The 18,129-nt window shown below is 39.9% G+C and carries 16 protein-coding genes and 1 pseudogene; 13 read left to right on the forward strand and 4 right to left on the reverse strand.

From position 1 onward, the window contains the following. Positions 1 to 50: 50 nt before the first annotated feature. Together DW642_RS09615 and DW642_RS09620 are read right to left on the reverse strand one after the other, a co-directional pair. A complete protein-coding gene (locus DW642_RS09615; RefSeq protein ID WP_117510046.1) occupies positions 51 to 602 on the reverse strand; it encodes a stage V sporulation T C-terminal domain-containing protein in 552 nt (183 codons plus the stop codon). 171 nt (positions 603 to 773) lie between these two features. Continuing rightward, complete coding sequence (locus tag DW642_RS09620; RefSeq protein ID WP_055267132.1) at positions 774 to 1,667, reverse strand: DegV family protein; 894 nt, start codon at positions 1,665 to 1,667, stop codon at positions 774 to 776. Positions 1,668 to 2,024: 357 nt separating this feature from the next. Here DW642_RS09620 and DW642_RS09625 point away from each other — a divergent pair, with 357 nt between their 5' ends. Then, a complete protein-coding gene (locus DW642_RS09625; RefSeq protein WP_055221757.1) occupies positions 2,025 to 2,246 on the forward strand; it encodes a hypothetical protein in 222 nt (73 codons plus the stop codon). Positions 2,247 to 2,475: 229 nt separating this feature from the next. Continuing rightward, a pseudogene (locus DW642_RS09630) lies at positions 2,476 to 2,871 on the forward strand (MATE family efflux transporter); the annotation flags it as partial. Here the strand turns inward: DW642_RS09630 and DW642_RS09635 are convergent. Further along, on the reverse strand, positions 2,793 to 3,314 hold the full coding sequence (locus tag DW642_RS09635; protein WP_330410129.1) for an Rrf2 family transcriptional regulator: 522 nt from the start codon (positions 3,312 to 3,314) through the stop codon (positions 2,793 to 2,795). The pseudogene DW642_RS09630 and the gene DW642_RS09635 overlap by 79 nt on opposite strands. A 230-nt stretch (positions 3,315 to 3,544) precedes the next feature. Between DW642_RS09635 and DW642_RS09640 the strand changes: the two genes are divergently transcribed. Continuing rightward, positions 3,545 to 4,171: a DUF3786 domain-containing protein gene (locus DW642_RS09640; protein WP_055226247.1), complete on the forward strand. Its 627-nt coding sequence runs from the start codon at positions 3,545 to 3,547 to the stop codon at positions 4,169 to 4,171. On the opposite strand, the gene DW642_RS09645 is transcribed toward DW642_RS09640, so the two are convergent. Further along, the gene (locus DW642_RS09645; protein WP_019162593.1) at positions 4,093 to 4,740 is read right to left on the reverse strand and encodes a TetR/AcrR family transcriptional regulator; all 648 of its coding nucleotides are present in this window, start codon (positions 4,738 to 4,740) and stop codon (positions 4,093 to 4,095) included. The two genes, DW642_RS09640 and DW642_RS09645, sit on opposite strands and share 79 nt — an antisense overlap. 168 nt (positions 4,741 to 4,908) lie before the next feature. Between DW642_RS09645 and DW642_RS09650 the strand changes: the two genes are divergently transcribed. The 10 genes from DW642_RS09650 to DW642_RS09695 all read left to right on the forward strand — a co-directional run bounded on the left by DW642_RS09650 (position 4,909) and on the right by DW642_RS09695 (position 17,711). Beyond that, a complete protein-coding gene (locus DW642_RS09650) occupies positions 4,909 to 5,679 on the forward strand; it encodes an ATP-binding protein (RefSeq protein WP_055226248.1) in 771 nt (256 codons plus the stop codon). An 85-nt stretch (positions 5,680 to 5,764) separates the two neighbouring features. Next, positions 5,765 to 6,697 carry an AAA family ATPase gene (locus DW642_RS09655; RefSeq protein ID WP_117510047.1) on the forward strand — a complete coding sequence of 311 codons (933 nt, stop codon included), beginning with the start codon at positions 5,765 to 5,767 and terminating at the stop codon, positions 6,695 to 6,697. A 675-nt stretch (positions 6,698 to 7,372) separates the two neighbouring features. Next, positions 7,373 to 8,521, forward strand: a complete 1,149-nt coding sequence (locus tag DW642_RS16250; RefSeq protein WP_242991164.1) for a cobaltochelatase CobT-related protein — start codon at positions 7,373 to 7,375, stop codon at positions 8,519 to 8,521. A 16-nt stretch (positions 8,522 to 8,537) separates the two neighbouring features. Further along, positions 8,538 to 8,732 (forward strand): hypothetical protein, encoded by a 195-nt coding sequence (locus tag DW642_RS09665; protein WP_015542178.1) that lies wholly within the window; start codon positions 8,538 to 8,540, stop codon positions 8,730 to 8,732. Positions 8,733 to 8,799: 67 nt separating this feature from the next. Then, positions 8,800 to 9,549: an ATP-binding protein gene (locus tag DW642_RS09670; protein WP_055226331.1), complete on the forward strand. Its 750-nt coding sequence runs from the start codon at positions 8,800 to 8,802 to the stop codon at positions 9,547 to 9,549. A 29-nt stretch (positions 9,550 to 9,578) separates the two neighbouring features. Beyond that, a complete protein-coding gene (locus tag DW642_RS09675; protein WP_117510049.1) occupies positions 9,579 to 10,283 on the forward strand; it encodes a LytR/AlgR family response regulator transcription factor in 705 nt (234 codons plus the stop codon). A gap of 23 nt (positions 10,284 to 10,306) precedes the next feature. Further along, a complete protein-coding gene (locus DW642_RS09680) occupies positions 10,307 to 11,614 on the forward strand; it encodes an ATP-binding protein (RefSeq protein WP_117510050.1) in 1,308 nt (435 codons plus the stop codon). A 183-nt stretch (positions 11,615 to 11,797) separates the two neighbouring features. Further along, the gene (locus tag DW642_RS09685; protein WP_117510051.1) at positions 11,798 to 14,659 is read left to right on the forward strand and encodes a glycoside hydrolase family 3 C-terminal domain-containing protein; all 2,862 of its coding nucleotides are present in this window, start codon (positions 11,798 to 11,800) and stop codon (positions 14,657 to 14,659) included. Between the two features lie 26 nt (positions 14,660 to 14,685). Continuing rightward, positions 14,686 to 17,124 carry a glycoside hydrolase family 3 C-terminal domain-containing protein gene (locus DW642_RS09690; RefSeq protein WP_242991165.1) on the forward strand — a complete coding sequence of 813 codons (2,439 nt, stop codon included), beginning with the start codon at positions 14,686 to 14,688 and terminating at the stop codon, positions 17,122 to 17,124. After that, the gene (locus tag DW642_RS09695; protein ID WP_005423172.1) at positions 17,121 to 17,711 is read left to right on the forward strand and encodes a hypothetical protein; all 591 of its coding nucleotides are present in this window, start codon (positions 17,121 to 17,123) and stop codon (positions 17,709 to 17,711) included. Before DW642_RS09690 ends, DW642_RS09695 begins: the two co-directional genes overlap by 4 nt. Positions 17,712 to 18,129: the final 418 nt, after the last annotated feature.

Genomic DNA, 18,129 nt, shown 5'->3' on the forward strand with positions numbered 1-18,129 from the left:
TGCGGATTCTGCGAAAGCCTTTGCTAAATTGCCTTTACTAAGTCACCTTTTTAGTTTTCCATTTCCCGTCCGAGATACGTTGCCGCTACCTGGAGGAGTTTTTTTTCCGTGTCGCCCGGCAGGGAATCCCTGTCTTTGCCACAGAGAATGACCGAACCGATGGCATCACCGGAGGAGAGAATCGGAAAAATGAGCTCCGGCAGAGGAGTAGTATTGTCTGTGTTTTCCAAAATTGAAAAATAAGCCTTTTCACCGGGACGCGCAAGTACTGTTTTCCGGTTCAGAATCGCCTCCTCCAGCCGGCTGCTGATGGACTTGCCAAGATAATTTTTCTGTTCCGGCCCGTTTGCCGCCACAATCTGTTCCTGATCCGAAACACAGACGAGACATCCGGTCACCGTTGAAATTGATTTTGTAAACCCTGCTGCGCATTCCGCCAGCTCTTCGATCGGTGAGTATTTCTTCAGGATAATCTCACCCTCCCGTCCGGTATAAATTTCCATGGCCTGTCCCTCCCGGATCCGCATCGTGCGCCGGATTTCCTTGGGAACTACCACACGCCCCAGATCATCAATCCTTCGAACAATTCCCGTCGCTTTCATATGAAAAATTCCTCCTGTTTCCGCAATGTACTTTCCATAATTTGTGCTGTATGGGTAGTATGTGGAAAAACAGGTGGAATTATGCATGGAAAAAAGAAACAGTATTTCCGCTGTTTGCAGCAATTTCGGAAAAATACAGTGGAACAGCAGTGGTTAGTCTGGTTGCTCCTTTTACAGAAGACTGCGGTCTTTTCCGAGATAGAACAAAGCGATCGTATCCGGTCCGACGTGGCTTCCGGTGCAGTAATCGTAGGAAGTATTGATAAACTCACGCACCTTCACTCTTTTCTGGATTTCTTCCATCATATAAAGAGATTCCTCATAGGCATCTGCATGTGCGATTCCGACGATCTGCTTTTCCGGTTCTTCGATCGTTTCACAGAAAAGACGGATCAGTTCATTTAAAACGGCTTTGCGTCCGCGGACATTCTTGTAGGAAACAATATAGCCATCTTCACTTCCACGCAGAATCGGTTTGATTTTCAGCATATTTCCGACCACAGCGACACTTCCCTTGATTCTTCCGGTACGGGAAAGATATTTCAGATCGCCGACGGTGAAAACACCGTTCATTTTGCTAACGTAGGTTTCCAGAAGATCTGCCGCTTCGTCTACGTTCATGCCCCGATCGCGCATTTCGCTGGCATAGATGGCGAGGATGCCCTGTGCAAGAGAGGCATTCAGGGAATCGACGAGGCGGATTTTACGTTTTCCGCCGTATTCCTCAAGAAGCTCCTCGGCAGCAAGTCTTGCGGAGTTATAAGTTCCGCTGATGTTTTTGCTTAAGGAAAGATAGATGACATCCTGATCTGCCTCAAGAGCGGTGCGGAACGCATCCGCAAAATTTGCGGTGCTGATCAGTCCGGTCTTGATTTCACAGCCGGTGCGCATGGCATTGTAATATTCTTTTCCTTTGGAAAGCTCCTCTTCCGGTGACAGATCCGGGTCGAAGCAGACCAGCTCTTTTCCATTCACAAGATTGACGAAAGAAACGACATGGATATCGTATTTTTTCGCAGTAACAGCAGGCAGATTTGCCGCTGAATCAACAAAAACCTGAAACATAAATAAAATTCTCCTTTGTAGTGTAAATGTCCCCCAAAATGATGTAACTTTTGATAAGCATTGTAGCACATTGTATCACCAAAGAAGAGAGATTTCAATGGAAGATAGACAACATACTACAAAGGAGTGTGCCGACAAGTTGATTCCTGAAATCATCTGTTTTCGGAAGAAATTTGACCAGGTATCAATGCATAGTAATAATGACTAAAAACGGCAGATGTATTTTTAGTAAAAACCGCTTTTGAAATAAAAATAAAATCGTTTTATAATAGAATCATAGCGAGTAGTGTAATGATGTGGGAAAAAACCATATGATACTGCTCGCTTTTATAAAACTATTTTCAGGAGGAACCGTATATGCATGAGTATGAAATCTTTATTGAAGAAATAAATCCGTGTGGAGGGGAGAAACATAGTAAAAAAACTTTGATCGAAGCAGAAGCAGTCAGTCCGGAAGCTTATGTAAAAGAAAACGGAAGATTTCCGGTTCTTGAATCCATGTGCAATGAAAGTGGAGATGTTGTAATAGTAACAGGAGATAATAAAGGTTCTTTTGTACGCTATACTTTTACGGAATAAAAGTGCCGGTCGGTAAGGAGAAAATTTTGTTTGACTTTTTGAAAAAAGAGGCAATATAATTACAGAAAACGAGTGGCGAGTAAGCGTAAATCCAGTTTACCGGCTGCTCGTTTTTGGTTTGCAGAAAATAAATATTGCCGTGAAAAGTGTGTAGCCTGTCAGCGTAAGTCCAGCTTATAAGATAAGGTGAACACTTTTTTTGTGCCAAAAAGAAAGGAGTTAAAACAAAATGGCGGAAAGCAACAAGATGAAGGAGATGCCGGTGAATAAGCTGATGATCAGGATGGGAATTCCGATGATCTTATCTATGGCATTGCAGGCAGTCTATAACATTGTAGACAGTGCATTTGTAGGAAATATGAGAGTGGGAAGTGAAGAGGCATTAAATGCACTGACACTGGTATTTCCGGTACAGATGCTTATGGTGGCAGTAGGAATCGGAACCGGTGTAGGAACCAATGCGCTTCTAGCAAGGACGCTTGGACAGGGAAACGGTAAAAAAGCTGCAAAGGTAGCGGGAAACAGTCTGTTTCTTGGTGTGATCATTTATGTGGTCTGCTTATTATTTGGTATCTTTGGGGTGAAAGCATATATTTCATCGCAGACAGTAGACACAGAAGTACTTATATTCTGTAAGTTATTTTCTATAGATATCCGCTGATAGTAGGTATCTATGATATCCTGTAAAGTAATCGTATTCATTTTTTCTTCGGCAGCCTTTTGAATTTCATTATAAAATCCCTGCAAAGATAACTGAATGTTAATGCCAACGCCACAATCTGGATTGGTATGAGTATCTAAATGAAGCAATGGTTTATCACCTTCAACTGCTTTATAAATATCCAGCAATGTAATCTGATCGGCTGGTTTTGAAAGAGAAGGACGGGCATGTCCGGCTACACTTGTCATAAGTTCCGCTTTTTTTAGTTTTAACATAAGCTGGCGTACAAAGCCGGGATTTGTATGGACACTTTCTGCAATTGAGGCACTGGAGAGGGATTTTTCCTGGTTGATAGCAATCAGAACCATCACATGAACAGCATCACTTAATTTCGTTGAATATTTCATGATAAGAAACTCCTTGTAGTATGATATAATGATCTTGTTTTCACGTTTTTGGGATGAAAATATTTCTGGTTTGTTTAAAACATCCTAAGTTCTCAACAGTTCTTTTTAATGTGTTGATAAACTGTACATTTTTTAATGCTTTGATGATTGTAAATAATATAATTACAACTATAATGGAGATTAAAGGAAAAGTCAACACAGATACTATAAATGTTCACAAAGGAGAACTTATGGAATACAAAAATCAAACAGAAAATCGTGCATTTCAGGAAATGTTGCAGGCAGCAGTAAAACGGCTGCAAAATCGTTCCGGAGAGGAGATTGCTGCAAAAAGCGGGGCTGTTTTTCATAGCAGCCGGAATGTGCTTGAAGTACTGAGTTTTTATGAAACAATTGAAATTCAACTCCCTGAGTTTCGTATTAACTCAAACGTGGACGAATGGCATTATCTGACATTGCTGCATTATCTGGATATGGCCGATGGCACAGAAGGCTCACAGAAGCTCATTACTTTTGGTAACCTGAAAGATGGATTGATACGGGGAACCAAGTTTGACCGGACTGCAGAGCAGAAACTGGAAAAGCTTTTGCAGGATAAAGATCCTGAGAAAATTCAGAAAGCATGTAAAAACCTGGGTGCAGAATTCACAGAAACAAAGGCGGATCTGTGTGCTGTTTTTCCAGTTCTGCCAAGATATCCGGTAACTTTAAAGATATGGTTTGCAGATGAAGAATTTCCTGCATCTGGCAAAATATTTCTTCAGGATCATGCCGATCATTATCTGAGTGTAGAAGATGCGGTAACAGTTGGAGAAATTTTGCTGCAAAAATTATCGGAAGCCTTTTCTTCTCTCTGATCATGAATCAGAAAACTTTCCAACCCGGCTTTGATAAATTTGTCGATTACTGTCTGAATTTGTTTCCAGTCATTACAATGATTGCGGAGCATCAGTCTGTTGATGGAAAGGCAGCCATTCATTTGAAAATAAAAAACCGATTCTGCCTGTTCAAAGGTCAGGAGGCTGTGTGACATAAGCCAGGTCACATAGCCTTCTTTTGTATTTTCTGCTATTTTTTCCAGAAGAATAGGGGCAATTGCATCATCCAGAAACAGTGCCCTGTATTGTGATTCCATCTGTATTTTCTGACAGAACGGATAGGAACAGCTTTTTTGATTTAGACAGAATAAATGATCTACCGTTGTTAACATATCCTGAGTCATATCATTAAAAATATCTGATAATACATCATGGATATCGTAGTAATGAAGATAAAAAGTGCCACGGTTGATTTCAGCATTTTTGCAGATCTCTGTAACTGTAATTTTCGTAAAACTTTTCTGATTTAACAACTCTAAGAACGTATCTTTTATGGTTTGCCTGGTATAGCGGGTACGGCGATCTTGTTTTCTCGTTTTTTCTGACATTATATACTCCTGTATTAGTTAGTATCATATAATTTCTCAACAATTTTTCTGATGTGTTGAGTAACCATACAAATCTCACAGATTGATTATTGTAATTTATATAGTAACAACTATAATGAGGTTTAAAGAAAAAGTCAACAGATTGTTCAGAATTTTAGGAGGAAAAACATGGGACATGTAATTGCAGTATCAGGAAAAGGCGGCGTAGGAAAAACAACTCTTTGTGGATTGTTGATCCAGTATTTATGTGAAAGCGGAAAACGTCCGGTCCTGGCGGTGGATGCAGATGCAAATGCAAATTTGAACGAAGTGCTCGGTGTTGAGCCGGAGGTCACACTTGGGGAGCTGAGAGAAGAAATTGAGCGGGCAGGCATAGACCCACGATATCAGATTCCCTCCGGTATGACAAAACAGGCATATCTGGAAATGCGTCTTTCTGATGCGATTGCAGAAGAAGACGATTATGATTTGATGGTAATGGGACGAACCCAGGGACAGGGCTGCTATTGTTTTGTAAATGGTCTTGTGCAGACCCAGGTTCAGAAACTGCAAAGCCATTATCCATATATTGTGGTTGATAACGAAGCGGGTATGGAACATATCAGCAGAGGAATCCTGCCAATGATGGAAGTTGCCATTCTTGTAAGTGACTGTTCCAGAAGAGGTGTTCAGGCAGCCGGACGTATTGCAAAGCTGATGAAGGAGTTAAACTTTAAACCACAGAAAACTGGATTAATCGTGAATCGTGTTCCGGATGGAAAACTGGATGCCGGAACTCTGGAAGAAATTCGAAATCAGGGACTGGAATTGTTAGGGGTTGTGCCACATGATGACCAGGTATATCAGTATGACTGTGATGGAAAGCCGATCATACAGCTTCCGAAAGATTCTCCTGTAAGAAGTGCACTGGGAGAAATTGTAAAGAAGTTGGGATTGTGAGTTGGAGGATTGAAAGTTTGAAGATTGAGTAAACAGAAATATTATCTGATTTGGCATAACTAATTGTAAAGAAAGGAAAATCTTCATGAGAAATCATTGGGCAGAAATAGAAAAATATTTAGAAGACCAGAAGATAGCGCAGGAACTAATTGGAGAACTGAGAGATTTTCACATGCGTTATGAGGTAGAGGATCAGGTAAAGGAACGGGTAGAAAAACCGGATATCCTGTTTTATGGGAAAAAGATTCTGGAAATGTCAATAGCAGCGCTTCTTCAGGGAGATAACCTGTTACTTTCCGGTGCGAAAGCTACAGGGAAAAATGTACTATGTGAGACACTGGCATGGATATTCGGAAGACCGGAATACGACATTTCTTTTCATGTAAATACAGACAGTGCCGATCTGATTGGAACGGATACCTTTATAAATAATGAGGTTCGCCTTCGGAAAGGCCCCATCTACCAATGCGCGGAATTTGGAGGATTTGGAATCCTGGACGAAATCAATATGGCAAAAAATGATGCGGTTTCTGTACTGCATGCCACACTGGATCATCGGCGCAGAATCGATATTCCAGGATATAACAGGATTTTACTTCATCCGGCAACACGATTTATCGGCACGATGAATTATGGTTACGCAGGTACCAGAGAGCTAAATGAAGCATTGGTTTCAAGGTTTATGGTAATCGATATGCCTGAAATGGATGAGGATAGTGTCCTTTTTGTATTAAGGCAACATTTTCCAGATGGGAAAAAAAGTGCACTGAAAGCTTTTGCAGGACTGTTTCTGGATTTGCAGATCAAAGCTTACCATGGAGAAATCTCAACAAAATCTCTTGACCTGAGAGGATTGGTTTCTGCTGTAAAAGCAACAAGAAGCGGACTTTCTCCAATTGATGCAATCCAGATGGGAATCATAAATAAAAGTTTTGATGTATTTGAAAAAGAGATCGTAGAAGATGTGGTTTCTACCAGAATCCCATCTTCCTGGACCGGAAAAGACATATGGGGGTAAACTTGTATGGAGGATGTCAGATGGCCGGCGAAACAACTGGAAGAACATCGTCTGGAGATCAGCAATCGTATCAGAAATCTTTTTTGGACAGTCAGTGGTGATTATGATATGGAATTTGAACCGGACACAGAAAAATATGTTTATTCAAAACAAACGGTTCTGTATGAGGCAGTGAAACAGGGTGCCTTTGCACGATATTTTGATCAGAAGAAACTTGGCATGTATTTGATGAAAAAAATACATTTTTCTGCTGGAGAAGATATGCTTTTGCCTCTTGCTGGATTATGCATGGATGCTGCAGTGAATCGTTTTATCATTCGAGAACGTTTGGGAACAAAGGAAATCAGAGAACAGGCGTTCAGAGAATTGGAAAAGGCCGAGGAAGAACAGGTATCAGACAAAGCTGGAACAGACCTGATTCACAGGATTAGGCTTCTGTATATAAGGCATGTTCTGGAGAACACAGACGATGAGGGAATGGATCCACAGGCAGAGATTGCATTGTACAAGATTCTTTCTCTGAAGGATGCGGAAAATACGGAAGATGTCATAAACGTGATAGATGAGATTTATAATCATGTTCTGGATCCCTCTTTTGAAAAAAAGAATGGAAATCTGGAGAAGATTCTGAATTTACCGGATATGGCATTGACCAATGACGCGTGGCAGGAATGCATGACAGATGAACAGATGGAAGACATCATTCAAAAATATCTTTCTAATCTCAAAAAAAAGATGATGAGTCTGGATATCAGAAACAAAAAGAAAAAAAGATTTTATTTCTCTCCGGAAAATGAAGAAGTTCCGGAAAGCTCGGAGAATATAAATCCACAGGCAGTGCGACGGATACGGGAATATGTGGAACTGAATTACGGAAAATCGTATCTAAGTGAATCGGAGCAGGCCAGAGTCAACCGGAAATTTTGTACAGGAATCCATAAAAACTGTAACCTGTATCTTACAGATGGAATATTACAGAGCCCTGTGATTAAAAATAATCAATACCGTTTTTCTCAGCTTCAGTTTGAAAAAAATAAAGCCTATTATGGAAATAATCACTGGATCATTAAAAGAAATATTTCTGTGTTGGCAGAGTCACTGAAACGGGCCTTTATAATCCGAAAGGATGATTTTGTCAGCAGATCTGATGCAGGACAGCTTGTTCCTGAGAGATTATGGAAAATTGGAAGAACAGACGATGACAAGTTATTTAATAGAAAAAAGAGATCTGACGATTCTGAGTTTGTAATAGACGTCCTGATTGATTCCAGTGGTTCCCAGGCTGACAGACAGGCTCAGGTAGCGGCGCAGGGATATATTATCAGTGAAGCATTAAGCCAGGCAGGAATTCCTCATCGGGTGACAGGATACTGTGCTTTCTGGGGATATACAGTACTTCAGAGATTTCGGGATTATGAAGATCCAAGGGAAACAAATGAAAGAATCTTTCAATTTCGTGCATATGCCAATAACAGAGATGGGCTTGCACTGAAAACAGTCGGTTCCTCTCTCATGGAGCGACCGGAAAAAAATAAGATTTTAATCGTATTAAGTGATGGAAAACCCTGTGATATGAGCATACAACGACCAGGAACCCGCCAGCCCAAGATCTATGACGGAGAAAAAGCTGTGAAAGATACTGCATATGAGGTACGTCGGGCCAGAAATCAGGGAATTTTCGTAATTGGTATTTTTGTAGGGAATGAAGAAGAGCTCTCCGTGGAAAAGAGAATCTATGGAAAAGACTTTGCCTATATTCGTAATATCAGCAATTTTTCCCGTATGGTAGGAACTTTTTTGCGAAGACAAATTGATATGGAATGAAAATGGAGGAATCACTATGGGTAAAATTGAATTTGCCAATTGCCAGGATGTAAGAAATCAGAAAAAGATACAGGAATTAGATTGTCCACGCTGTCATGAACCGGGAGGTATTGAAGCCTTTGTGAAAGACGGGATACTTGCAGAGGATGGAGTATGTGATAACTGCGGATATATTCTTCCAGAAGGAACAGAACTGGAGGAAGTGGAGTAAGACAGTTTGAAGTATGGTCATATGTAATGCTTATTATTTAGAAAAAAGAAAAGGAGTAAAGATAGAGATGAAAATAGCAGTTTGCGGAAAAGGTGGATGTGGAAAAAGTACAGTAACCAGTCTTTTGGCTAAGGCTTTAGCCAGACGAGGAAAAGAAATTTTGGTAATTGATTCCGATGAATCTAATTATGGTCTACACCGACAGCTGGGTATGAAGCTTCCCAGAGATTTTACAGACTATTTCGGTGGTAAGCAAAATGTTTTAAATGATATGATGTTATCAAAATTTACTCATCAGTTTTTTGAGGAAACCTGGACTATAGATGATATACCGGAAGATTATTATAGTCTGAAGGACGGTGTAAAACTGATGACAAGTGGAAAAATTCATCAGGCAAATGAAGGGTGCTCTTGTGCTATGGGAACTGTTATGACTCAATTTATCCAAAATCTCAGGCTTACAGAAGACCAATTTGCGCTAATGGATATGGAGGCTGGTATTGAACACTTTGGACGTGGAATTGATAACGGTGTAGATTTGATATTGATAATCATAGATCCATCCTATGAATCCCTACAGCTTTCCAAAAAAATCGGGGAATTATCGGAAAGTATTCAAAAACCATTTTATTACGTTCTCAATAAAGTAACAAAAGAGAATCAGGAAATGATGTATGAAGCTGTATGGAATTCAAGTCGAGTCGCTGTATCTCTTAGTGCGGATCCTGGTATTATGGGAGAGGGACTGATGGGGAAAGAACTATCAGAAAAACCAGATGCTATTGAAAACTTAACAGAATTTCTACTTTCTATTTAACAGAATAAGGAGATTTAGGTGGGTATAGGATGATACAGATTGCAATTGTGGAAGATGAAGAAATTTACGTAAAACAATTAACAGAGTATATCCGGAAATATCAAACGGAAAGGGGAAGATCAATAAAGGTTACGGTATTTGGTGATGGAGAAGATATCACTGAGAATTACAGTGGCGGTTTTGACATTATTTTGATGGATATTCAGATGCGGTTCATGGACGGTATGACAGCAGCAGAAAAAATCCGTCAGATGGATCAGAAAGTAATTATTATGTTTATTACAAATATGATTCAATATGCAGTACGTGGATATGAAGTTGATGCAATGGATTATGTGGTAAAACCAGTTGAGTACTTTTCTTTTTCGCAGAAACTGGATAAAGCAGTTGGACGTATGCGCTCTGAGGTTAAAGAATTCCTTACGATTCCGATTGGGGAAGGAGTTGTGAAGATAGATATAGCAGATATCTATTATATTGAGGGGCAGAGACATAATGTAATTTATTATACTTCGAGAGGAGATTACTGTTCAAGAATTACGATGAAAGAACTCGAAGAAAAACTTGCGGTACATAATTTTTTTCGATGTGCAAAGGGATACCTGGTAAATATGAATCATGTAGAGGGATTTGTTGGTTCTGATTGCGTGATCCATAATGTGCATATACCGGTCAGCAGAACCAGAAAAAAAGAATTCATGAATCTGCTTTTGCAAAACCTCAATATGGAATGATTTCATGTGAAATGGAGGATACTATGTTATATCAGGATATTCCGAGAATTTATACGGCAATAGCAGAGTGGGGATCATGTTTGGTTTATCTTTATATCCTAAAAAAAGAAAACATGAAATCTGTACATTTTCTGGCAGGCAGTCTTTTCATGCTGGCAATGCAGAGTATCTTTCTGACTTTAACAGGCAGCGTAACTGAAATTTTGTGGATTCCCTGTATGATGATCGCTGCAGGTATGATGTATGGATTTCTTATGGTCGGAGGAAATATGAAGCCTCTGGGAGCGGCTTATTGCTGTGCCCGCGCATTTGTTCTTGCTGAGTTTACAGCTTCGCTGCAGTGGCAGATGGTATCTGGTGTACAGACATGGGGAAATCAGAGAATCTGGGTTGAAATTCTGATTACGATGGTTGTTTTTGGAGGCTGCTTTACGATTGACATTTATTTAGAAAAAGATCTTCTGAAGCAGAATTACCTTGAACAGATGACAGTAAAGGAAGTAGCAGCGGCGGCCATCATGGCTGTTGCAACCTTTGCTTTTAGTAATCTGAGTTTTTTAAATGAAAATGCACCATTTGCGAGCAGAGAACGTGCAGATGTTTTTTCTATCAGAACACTAATCGATTTTGGAGGAATTGCAATCCTGCATGCTTATCAGAGCAGAATCAGTGAGTATGTTGCCGAGAAAGAACTTTCAGTAATGAATGTGATGCTGAAAAGCCAGTATGATCAATACCGAAATTATCAGGACAGCTTGGATCTTATACAAATGAAATACCATGATCTGAAACACCAGATAACGGGACTTCGTGCGGAATCAGATGAAGAGAAACGAAAAAAATGGATTGATTCCATGGAAAAGGAAATCGCTGCTTTTGAAAATATAAGCAGAACGGGGAATCAGGTACTTGATACGATTTTGGCAGCTAAGATTTTCCATTGTCGAAAAAATCATATACAGATTACCTGTGTGGCAGACGGAAAATTATTGGATTATATGCATGTAACAGATATATGTTCTATATTTGGAAATGCTTTGGATAATGCGATTGAACATGTAATTTTGATTCCAGATCCGGAAAAAAGACTGATCCATCTGACAGTATCCGCTCAAAAAGGATTTGTGTTTATCAAGATAGAGAATTATTGTGAAGCAGAAATTTCCAAAAATGAAGAGGATCTGGTTACAACAACAAAAAAGGATAGTAAAAACCATGGTTTTGGATTGAAGAGTATTCGTACAGCTGTAGAAAAATATGATGGTTCTGTAGTATTTGGAGTACAGCAGAATTGGTTTGAACTAAAGATTCTTTTACCCAGAGTATTGTGATGCTCTGGGTATTTTTGTTGCCAAGCATACGACAAAAAGGTCCGGTGGACCTTTTTTAGTATTTTGTGCCATCTTTGCTGCATCTGGTGCCAAAAACGGCATGAAATAATAACCATGTTATAGTAATGCTAACAGGAAATGACACCTGAAAAAGACGAGAGAGTCAAAGGAGGAAAAAAGAGAATGATCAGTGTTGAAATGGAAGATGTTCTGGCGGTATTACAATTATGTAAACCGTATATTATCGGTATTGTTACTGCACTTGTAATTGGAATCGTAATTATGATCACATGCCGCAGGATGTCCAGGGACAAAAGATTTCTGATAAGAGGGGAAGCTGCGATCGCAATGGTTCTTGCAGTTGTTGTCTGCGTGAATATGATCTGTTTTAAACCAATGGCTACGTTGATTGGACTTGCAACGGGAAATGGAACTTTAAGCGATGCAACAAATGAAGAAGCTGCAGGAGTAGCGGAAGAGATAATGGAAGACGGAATTGTTCTTCTGAAAAATGAAAGCCTGCTTCCTTTAAATGAAACAAAAAAACTGAATATTTTTGGATGGGAATCTATTAATCCGGCTTACGGAGGAGCTGGTTCCGGTGGAATTAATGATCTGTATGATATTGTCAGTCTGAATCAGGGACTTGAAAATGCCGGATTTTCTATTAACCAGGAACTGGTTAATTTTTATAACAATTATGGTGCAGATAATCCGGAAATGTCTATCCAGAAACAGAGCTGGACATTACCGGAGCCACCTGTAGATACTTACAGTGATGAGCTTATTAAAAGCGCGAAAGAATATTCTGATGTGGCAGTTGTGGTTCTTTCCAGAAAAGCAGGTGAAGGTCATAATGATATTCCTATGGATGTAAGTAAAGCGGCATATGATAATAATTCAGATAAGTATGACGATTTCCCGGAGGGAGAACATTATTTACAGCTTTCACAAACTGAGAGAGATATGGTGGATATGGTTTGCTCAAACTTTGACAATGTGATCGTAATTTATAATGGAGCAAATCAGTTTGAACTTGGTTTCGTAGATGAATATCCTCAGATTAAATCTGTTGTATGGTGCCCAGGAACGGGAAATGTGGGATTTAATGCACTCGGTAAAGTATTTTCAGGTGAAGTCAATCCTTCCGGAAAAACACCGGATACATTCATTTATGATATGACGACTGCTCCGTGGTGGAATAATGCAGAAAAAACGGAGTATACAAATCTGGCAGATATGGCTGTTGAAGGAATGAACGCAGGAACCGCTCAGGTGTATGCTCCGGCATTTACGAATTATGCGGAAGGCATTTATGTAGGATACAAGTATTATGAAACAGCTGCACAGGAAGGTTCGATTGATTACGATAAGACTGTACAGTATCCATTTGGATATGGGTTGAGTTATACGGAATTTGAACAGAAAATGGGTGAACTGGAGGAAAAAGACGGACAGATTTCTGTAGATGTAGAAGTAACCAACACAGGATATGTTGCCGGAAAAGATGTAGTAGAAGTGTATTATAAACCGCCATATACAAATGGCGGAATCGAGAAATCTTCTGCAAATCTGATCGAGTTTGCAAAAACAGATCTGCTTCAGCCGGGAGAAACTCAGACTGTTACAGTTACATTCAGTATAGAAGATATGGCTTCTTATGATGAGAATAATGCAAAAGCATATGTTCTTGAAAAAGGGGATTATGTGATTTCAATCAACAGCGATTCACACACTGTGCTGGATCAGAAAACTTATACTGCAGGTGATGATGTAGTATATAAGGGAGAAAATAAAAGAGCATCAGATGATATTGCAGCATCAAATGTATTTGAAAATGCAAAAGGCGATGTGACATATCTTTCACGAGCAGAGCATTTTGCAAATTATGAAGAGGCTACAAAAGCGCCGGCATCTGCAGAACTGGGTGAGCCATATGTTTCTGAATATCATCTGAACAGCAACTTTGATAAGACTACATACCTCAATGATGAGGATGTAATGCCGACAACGGGAGCAGATAATGGACTTACATTAGCTGATATGCGTGATGCTGATTATGACGATCCTCGTTGGGAAAAACTTCTGGATCAGCTTACCGTTGATGAAATGGCAAATATGATTGCAATGGCTGGTTATCAGACAGCTGCGATGGATTCTGTGGGAAAAGTGGCTACACTTGATTTCGATGGACCAGCAGCAATTAATAACAACTTTACAGGAGTTGGTTCTATTGGATTTCCAATTGAAGTTGTGGTTGCTTCCACATGGAATAAGGAACTTGCACAGGCCTGGGGTGAATGCATGGGCAAGATCAGCCAGGAAATGGGTGCAGAAGGTTGGTATGCACCAGGTATGAATACTCATAGAACTGCATTTGGTGCAAGAAACTATGAATATTTCTCAGAAGATGGAGTTCTTTCAGGAAATATGGGAGCAAAAGCAGTAGAAGGAGCAAGAAACTATGGAGTTTATTCTTACATCAAGCATTTTGCTATGTATGAAGGCAACGCCAAAATGGTAAGTGTCTGGTCGAACGAGCAGGCAATCAGGGAAATCTATCTGAAACCATTTGAAATTTCTGTGAAACAGGGTGGCGCAAATGCGGTTATGGTTTCCTGGAGTTTCCTTGGAGATAAATGGACTGGAGAAAGCAGCAACCTTATGAAGACAGTTCTCAGAGATGAATGGGGATTCAGAGGAATGGCACTTACAGATTTCTTCCGAAACAATGGTCATGGATTTATGAATGCAGATGCAGCATTGGCAAATGGAGTAGATGCAATGCTGTCCACATTCAACGGAGAAGAGAACAATGTAGCTAATCCGGAGCATCCAACATCTGTACTTCAGATGAGAAATGCCTGCAAAAATGTCATGTATACAGTTGTAAGCAGCTGGGCTTATGATGGAAAACACAAAGAAATAGGTATGGAAAACTGGAAAAAAGCAGGAATTGGTATCGACGTAGTAATAGCACTTTTCATAGCAGGAATGGAAGTATTGGTAATCAGAGGATATAAGAAAAGAAAGAATGCTGAATAAGGATGAAAGAGGGATGGAAAACAGTTATGAAGCAGCAAAAATTGGTTGAAAAGATGACAATAGAAGAAAAAGCAGCGATACTCAGTGGAAAAACTGTCTGGCAGACCAGAGAAATTGACAGGCTTTCCATCCCGTCCATCTTTCTTTCAGATGGACCGCATGGAATCAGAAAACAGGCGGGAGCAGGAGATCATCTGGGACTGAATGCATCCTTGAATGCAACCTGTTTTCCCACAGCAGCGACGATAGCAAACAGCTGGAATCAGGATCTGGGGGAAGAGATTGGACAGGCTCTTGGAGAGGAAGCAGCAAGTATGGATGTAAATATCCTGCTTGGTCCGGGATTGAATATTAAAAGAAGCCCATTATGTGGAAGAAATTTTGAATATTTTTCAGAAGATCCATATCTTTCCGGGAAGATGGCAGCATCATATATTCGTGGAATACAGAGTAAAGGCGTTTATGCCTGCCCGAAGCATCTGGCGGTTAACAGTCAGGAACTTCGGAGAATGGCAATGGACGCAGTTGTTGACGAACGGACATTAAGAGAAATATATCTGACCGGTTTTGAGATAGCTGTTAAAGAAGGACACGCAAAAGCAATCATGAGCAGTTACAACCAGATTAATGGGATTTATGCTAATGAGGACAAACATCTTTTGACAGATATCCTGCGCAAAGACTGGGGATTTGATGGAATTGTAGTAACAGACTGGGGCGGAAGCAATGACCATGTGAAAGGTGTTGCTGCCGGATCAAATCTGGAGATGCCGTCCTGTGGGTACGATTCTGCAAGAGAAGTGATTGAAGCTGTCCGAAATGGAAAGCTGAAGGAAGCGGATTTGGATGAAAGAGTTGGAGAACTGGTGGATGCAGTGATGGAACTGACATCAGGGAAGAAGCTTTCAGATAAAAACTTTGACAGAAACGCACATCATCAACTGGCAAGGAAAGCAGCAGCAGAAAGCATGATTCTTCTAAAAAATGAAAAACAGATTCTTCCGCTGGATACCAAAAAATCCATCGCTGTTATTGGAGATTTTGCTTTTTCACCTAGATATCAGGGGGCAGGATCTTCTATGGTCAATCCAACAAAAGTAGAAGATATGTCATCGATTTTGCAACAATATGATTTGAATATTCTGGGAATGACAAGAGGCTATCATAGAAATGGAGATGTAGATGAGAATGATAGAAAGTTTGCATTAAATTTGTCTATGAATGCGGATATTGTAATTTTCTGCTTTGGTCTTGATGAGATCAGTGAATCAGAAGGACTGGACAGAACCCATATGCGTATTCCGCAGAATCAGATAGATCTTCTGCAGGATATCAGTAAAGTGAATGAAAATATTATTGGAGTACTGAGTGCAGGATCTGCGATAGAAATGCCATGGCACACCTGCTGCAAAGCGATTTTGCATGGCTATCTGAATGGACAGGCAGGCGCTTCTGCAACATTGGATATTCTGACCGGAAAGGTGAACCCATCAGGAAGACTGGCAGAAACATATCCCATATCTTATGAACAGACACCGGCATTTCGATATTATCCAAGTAATGAGAAAACATCGGAATACCGCGAGAGTGTTTATGTAGGATATCGCTATTATGATACTTCAAAAGTACGGGTGCAGTTTCCATTTGGTTTTGGACTTTCCTATACGGAATTTACATATTCTGATCTTATCATAGAAGAGGATGGAATCAAAGTTTCGGTTACCAATACAGGTGACAGAGATGGAGCTGAGGTTGTTCAGATGTATGTAGGACTTCCTAATGCAATCGTGTTCCGACCGGAAAAAGAACTGAAAGGTTTTGCAAAAGTTTATCTAAAGGCAGGAGAAAGCAGACAGCTCAGGATTCCCTTTGATGATAAGACATTCCGTTATTGGAATATAAAAACGAGACAGTGGGAAATAGAAACAGGAACTTATCAGATTATGGTAGGAGCCAGTGTTGCAGATATTCGTTTAACAGGTATGACCGAGAGAACAGGAAATAGTAAAGGGTATCCGTATAATCCGGCAAAAATGCCTTACTATTATACAGGAATCGTGCAGAAAATATCAGATGAGGAATTTCGTGAACTTCTTGGCCATGAGATACCGAACAGAAGATGGAGTGGAAATCTGGAAATCAATGATGCAATTTGTCAGATGTATTATGCAAAAAGCCGACTTGCAAGACTGATATATAGATGTCTCACAAAAATGAAAAAGAAGAGTGAGGCACAGGGAAAGCCAGATCTGAATATTCTTTTTATTTACAATATGCCGTTCCGGGGGATTGCCAAGATGACCGGCGGGGCAGTCAGTATGGAAATGGTATATGGAATTGTCGATGCTGTGAATGGTCACTTTATGCTTGGAGTAAAAAAAGTAGTTGGCGGATATTTCAGAAACAGAAGAAATAATAAGAAATATGAAAAATTATTAAAAGGAGCCGGAGGGAAGTGCAGATGAATCATATAAAAAATATATGGAAATGTTTTGAAGAGAAACATTCTGCTATTGCAAAATGGCTTTATCAGATATTCTATTTTGTTATATTCAGTATGGGCGTGACAGTATTCCAGTATCTTGTATTTACATTTTTACCAGGGATTTTGGGAATTGGTCTGGCTGGTACAGAATTTATGTGGCCAAAGGTTTCCATGAATCTGTTTGGAGTAAAATTTACATGGAGTTTGCTGGGGTATAATGTATTGCGTGATGCAACGGGGAATATACTGATCGGTGGTGGACTTGGCTATTTTATCAGTTATGAATTGGGGTCATTTCTTGCACAGTGTATTAATTTTCCACTGCAGAGAAATATTACTTTTAAAAGCCATGGAAATCCTGTATATCAGGCAATCTGGTATTTTGTTGCATGGGTGGTAATCTCACTGATTTGTAATGGATTTAATAATCTGTGGATGCCGGTTGCATCTGCATATGTGGCACCGGCAGTCTATAACATGCTTGTGACAATTATTACAGGTGGAGTTTCCATGGTGATTTTTTTCTTTGTGTTTAAAATTATTTTCCCAGAGGGGAAGGCTGAATAGAAGAAATTAGCAAGTATGCCTGAAATCTAATAATAAAAGAGATGAGGAGTAGTAAGAAAATCAGACAAATATATTTTTCCAAGAATTTGTCGTAAAAATGTGGTCAAACCAAGAAAATCGAGTGCGAAAGAGAATGTTACGCCATGCACAGCTCGGGAAAGAATTCCCTCGCTGTAGGGCTGTCGCCCTATAAAATAGCAAAAAAAGACGCCTTTGCAAGTAAACTAGCAGGGCGTCTTTTTTCACCATTTTGCATGGCTCGTAGCGTTCACAAATTCTTCACAAAAAATTAGCACTCGCCTCTTGACAGTGCTAATAATAAGTGTTATATTACAGCTAGAACAAAGGAAGAGGGATACAAAGAGAGGAAAAGAAGAAAACCTCCGGTATCCGGAAGCCTTTCCGTTCCAAAGAAACA

The organism is Blautia sp. AM23-13AC, assembly GCF_003435675.1.
GTDB lineage: Bacteria > Bacillota > Clostridia > Lachnospirales > Lachnospiraceae > Fusicatenibacter > Fusicatenibacter saccharivorans.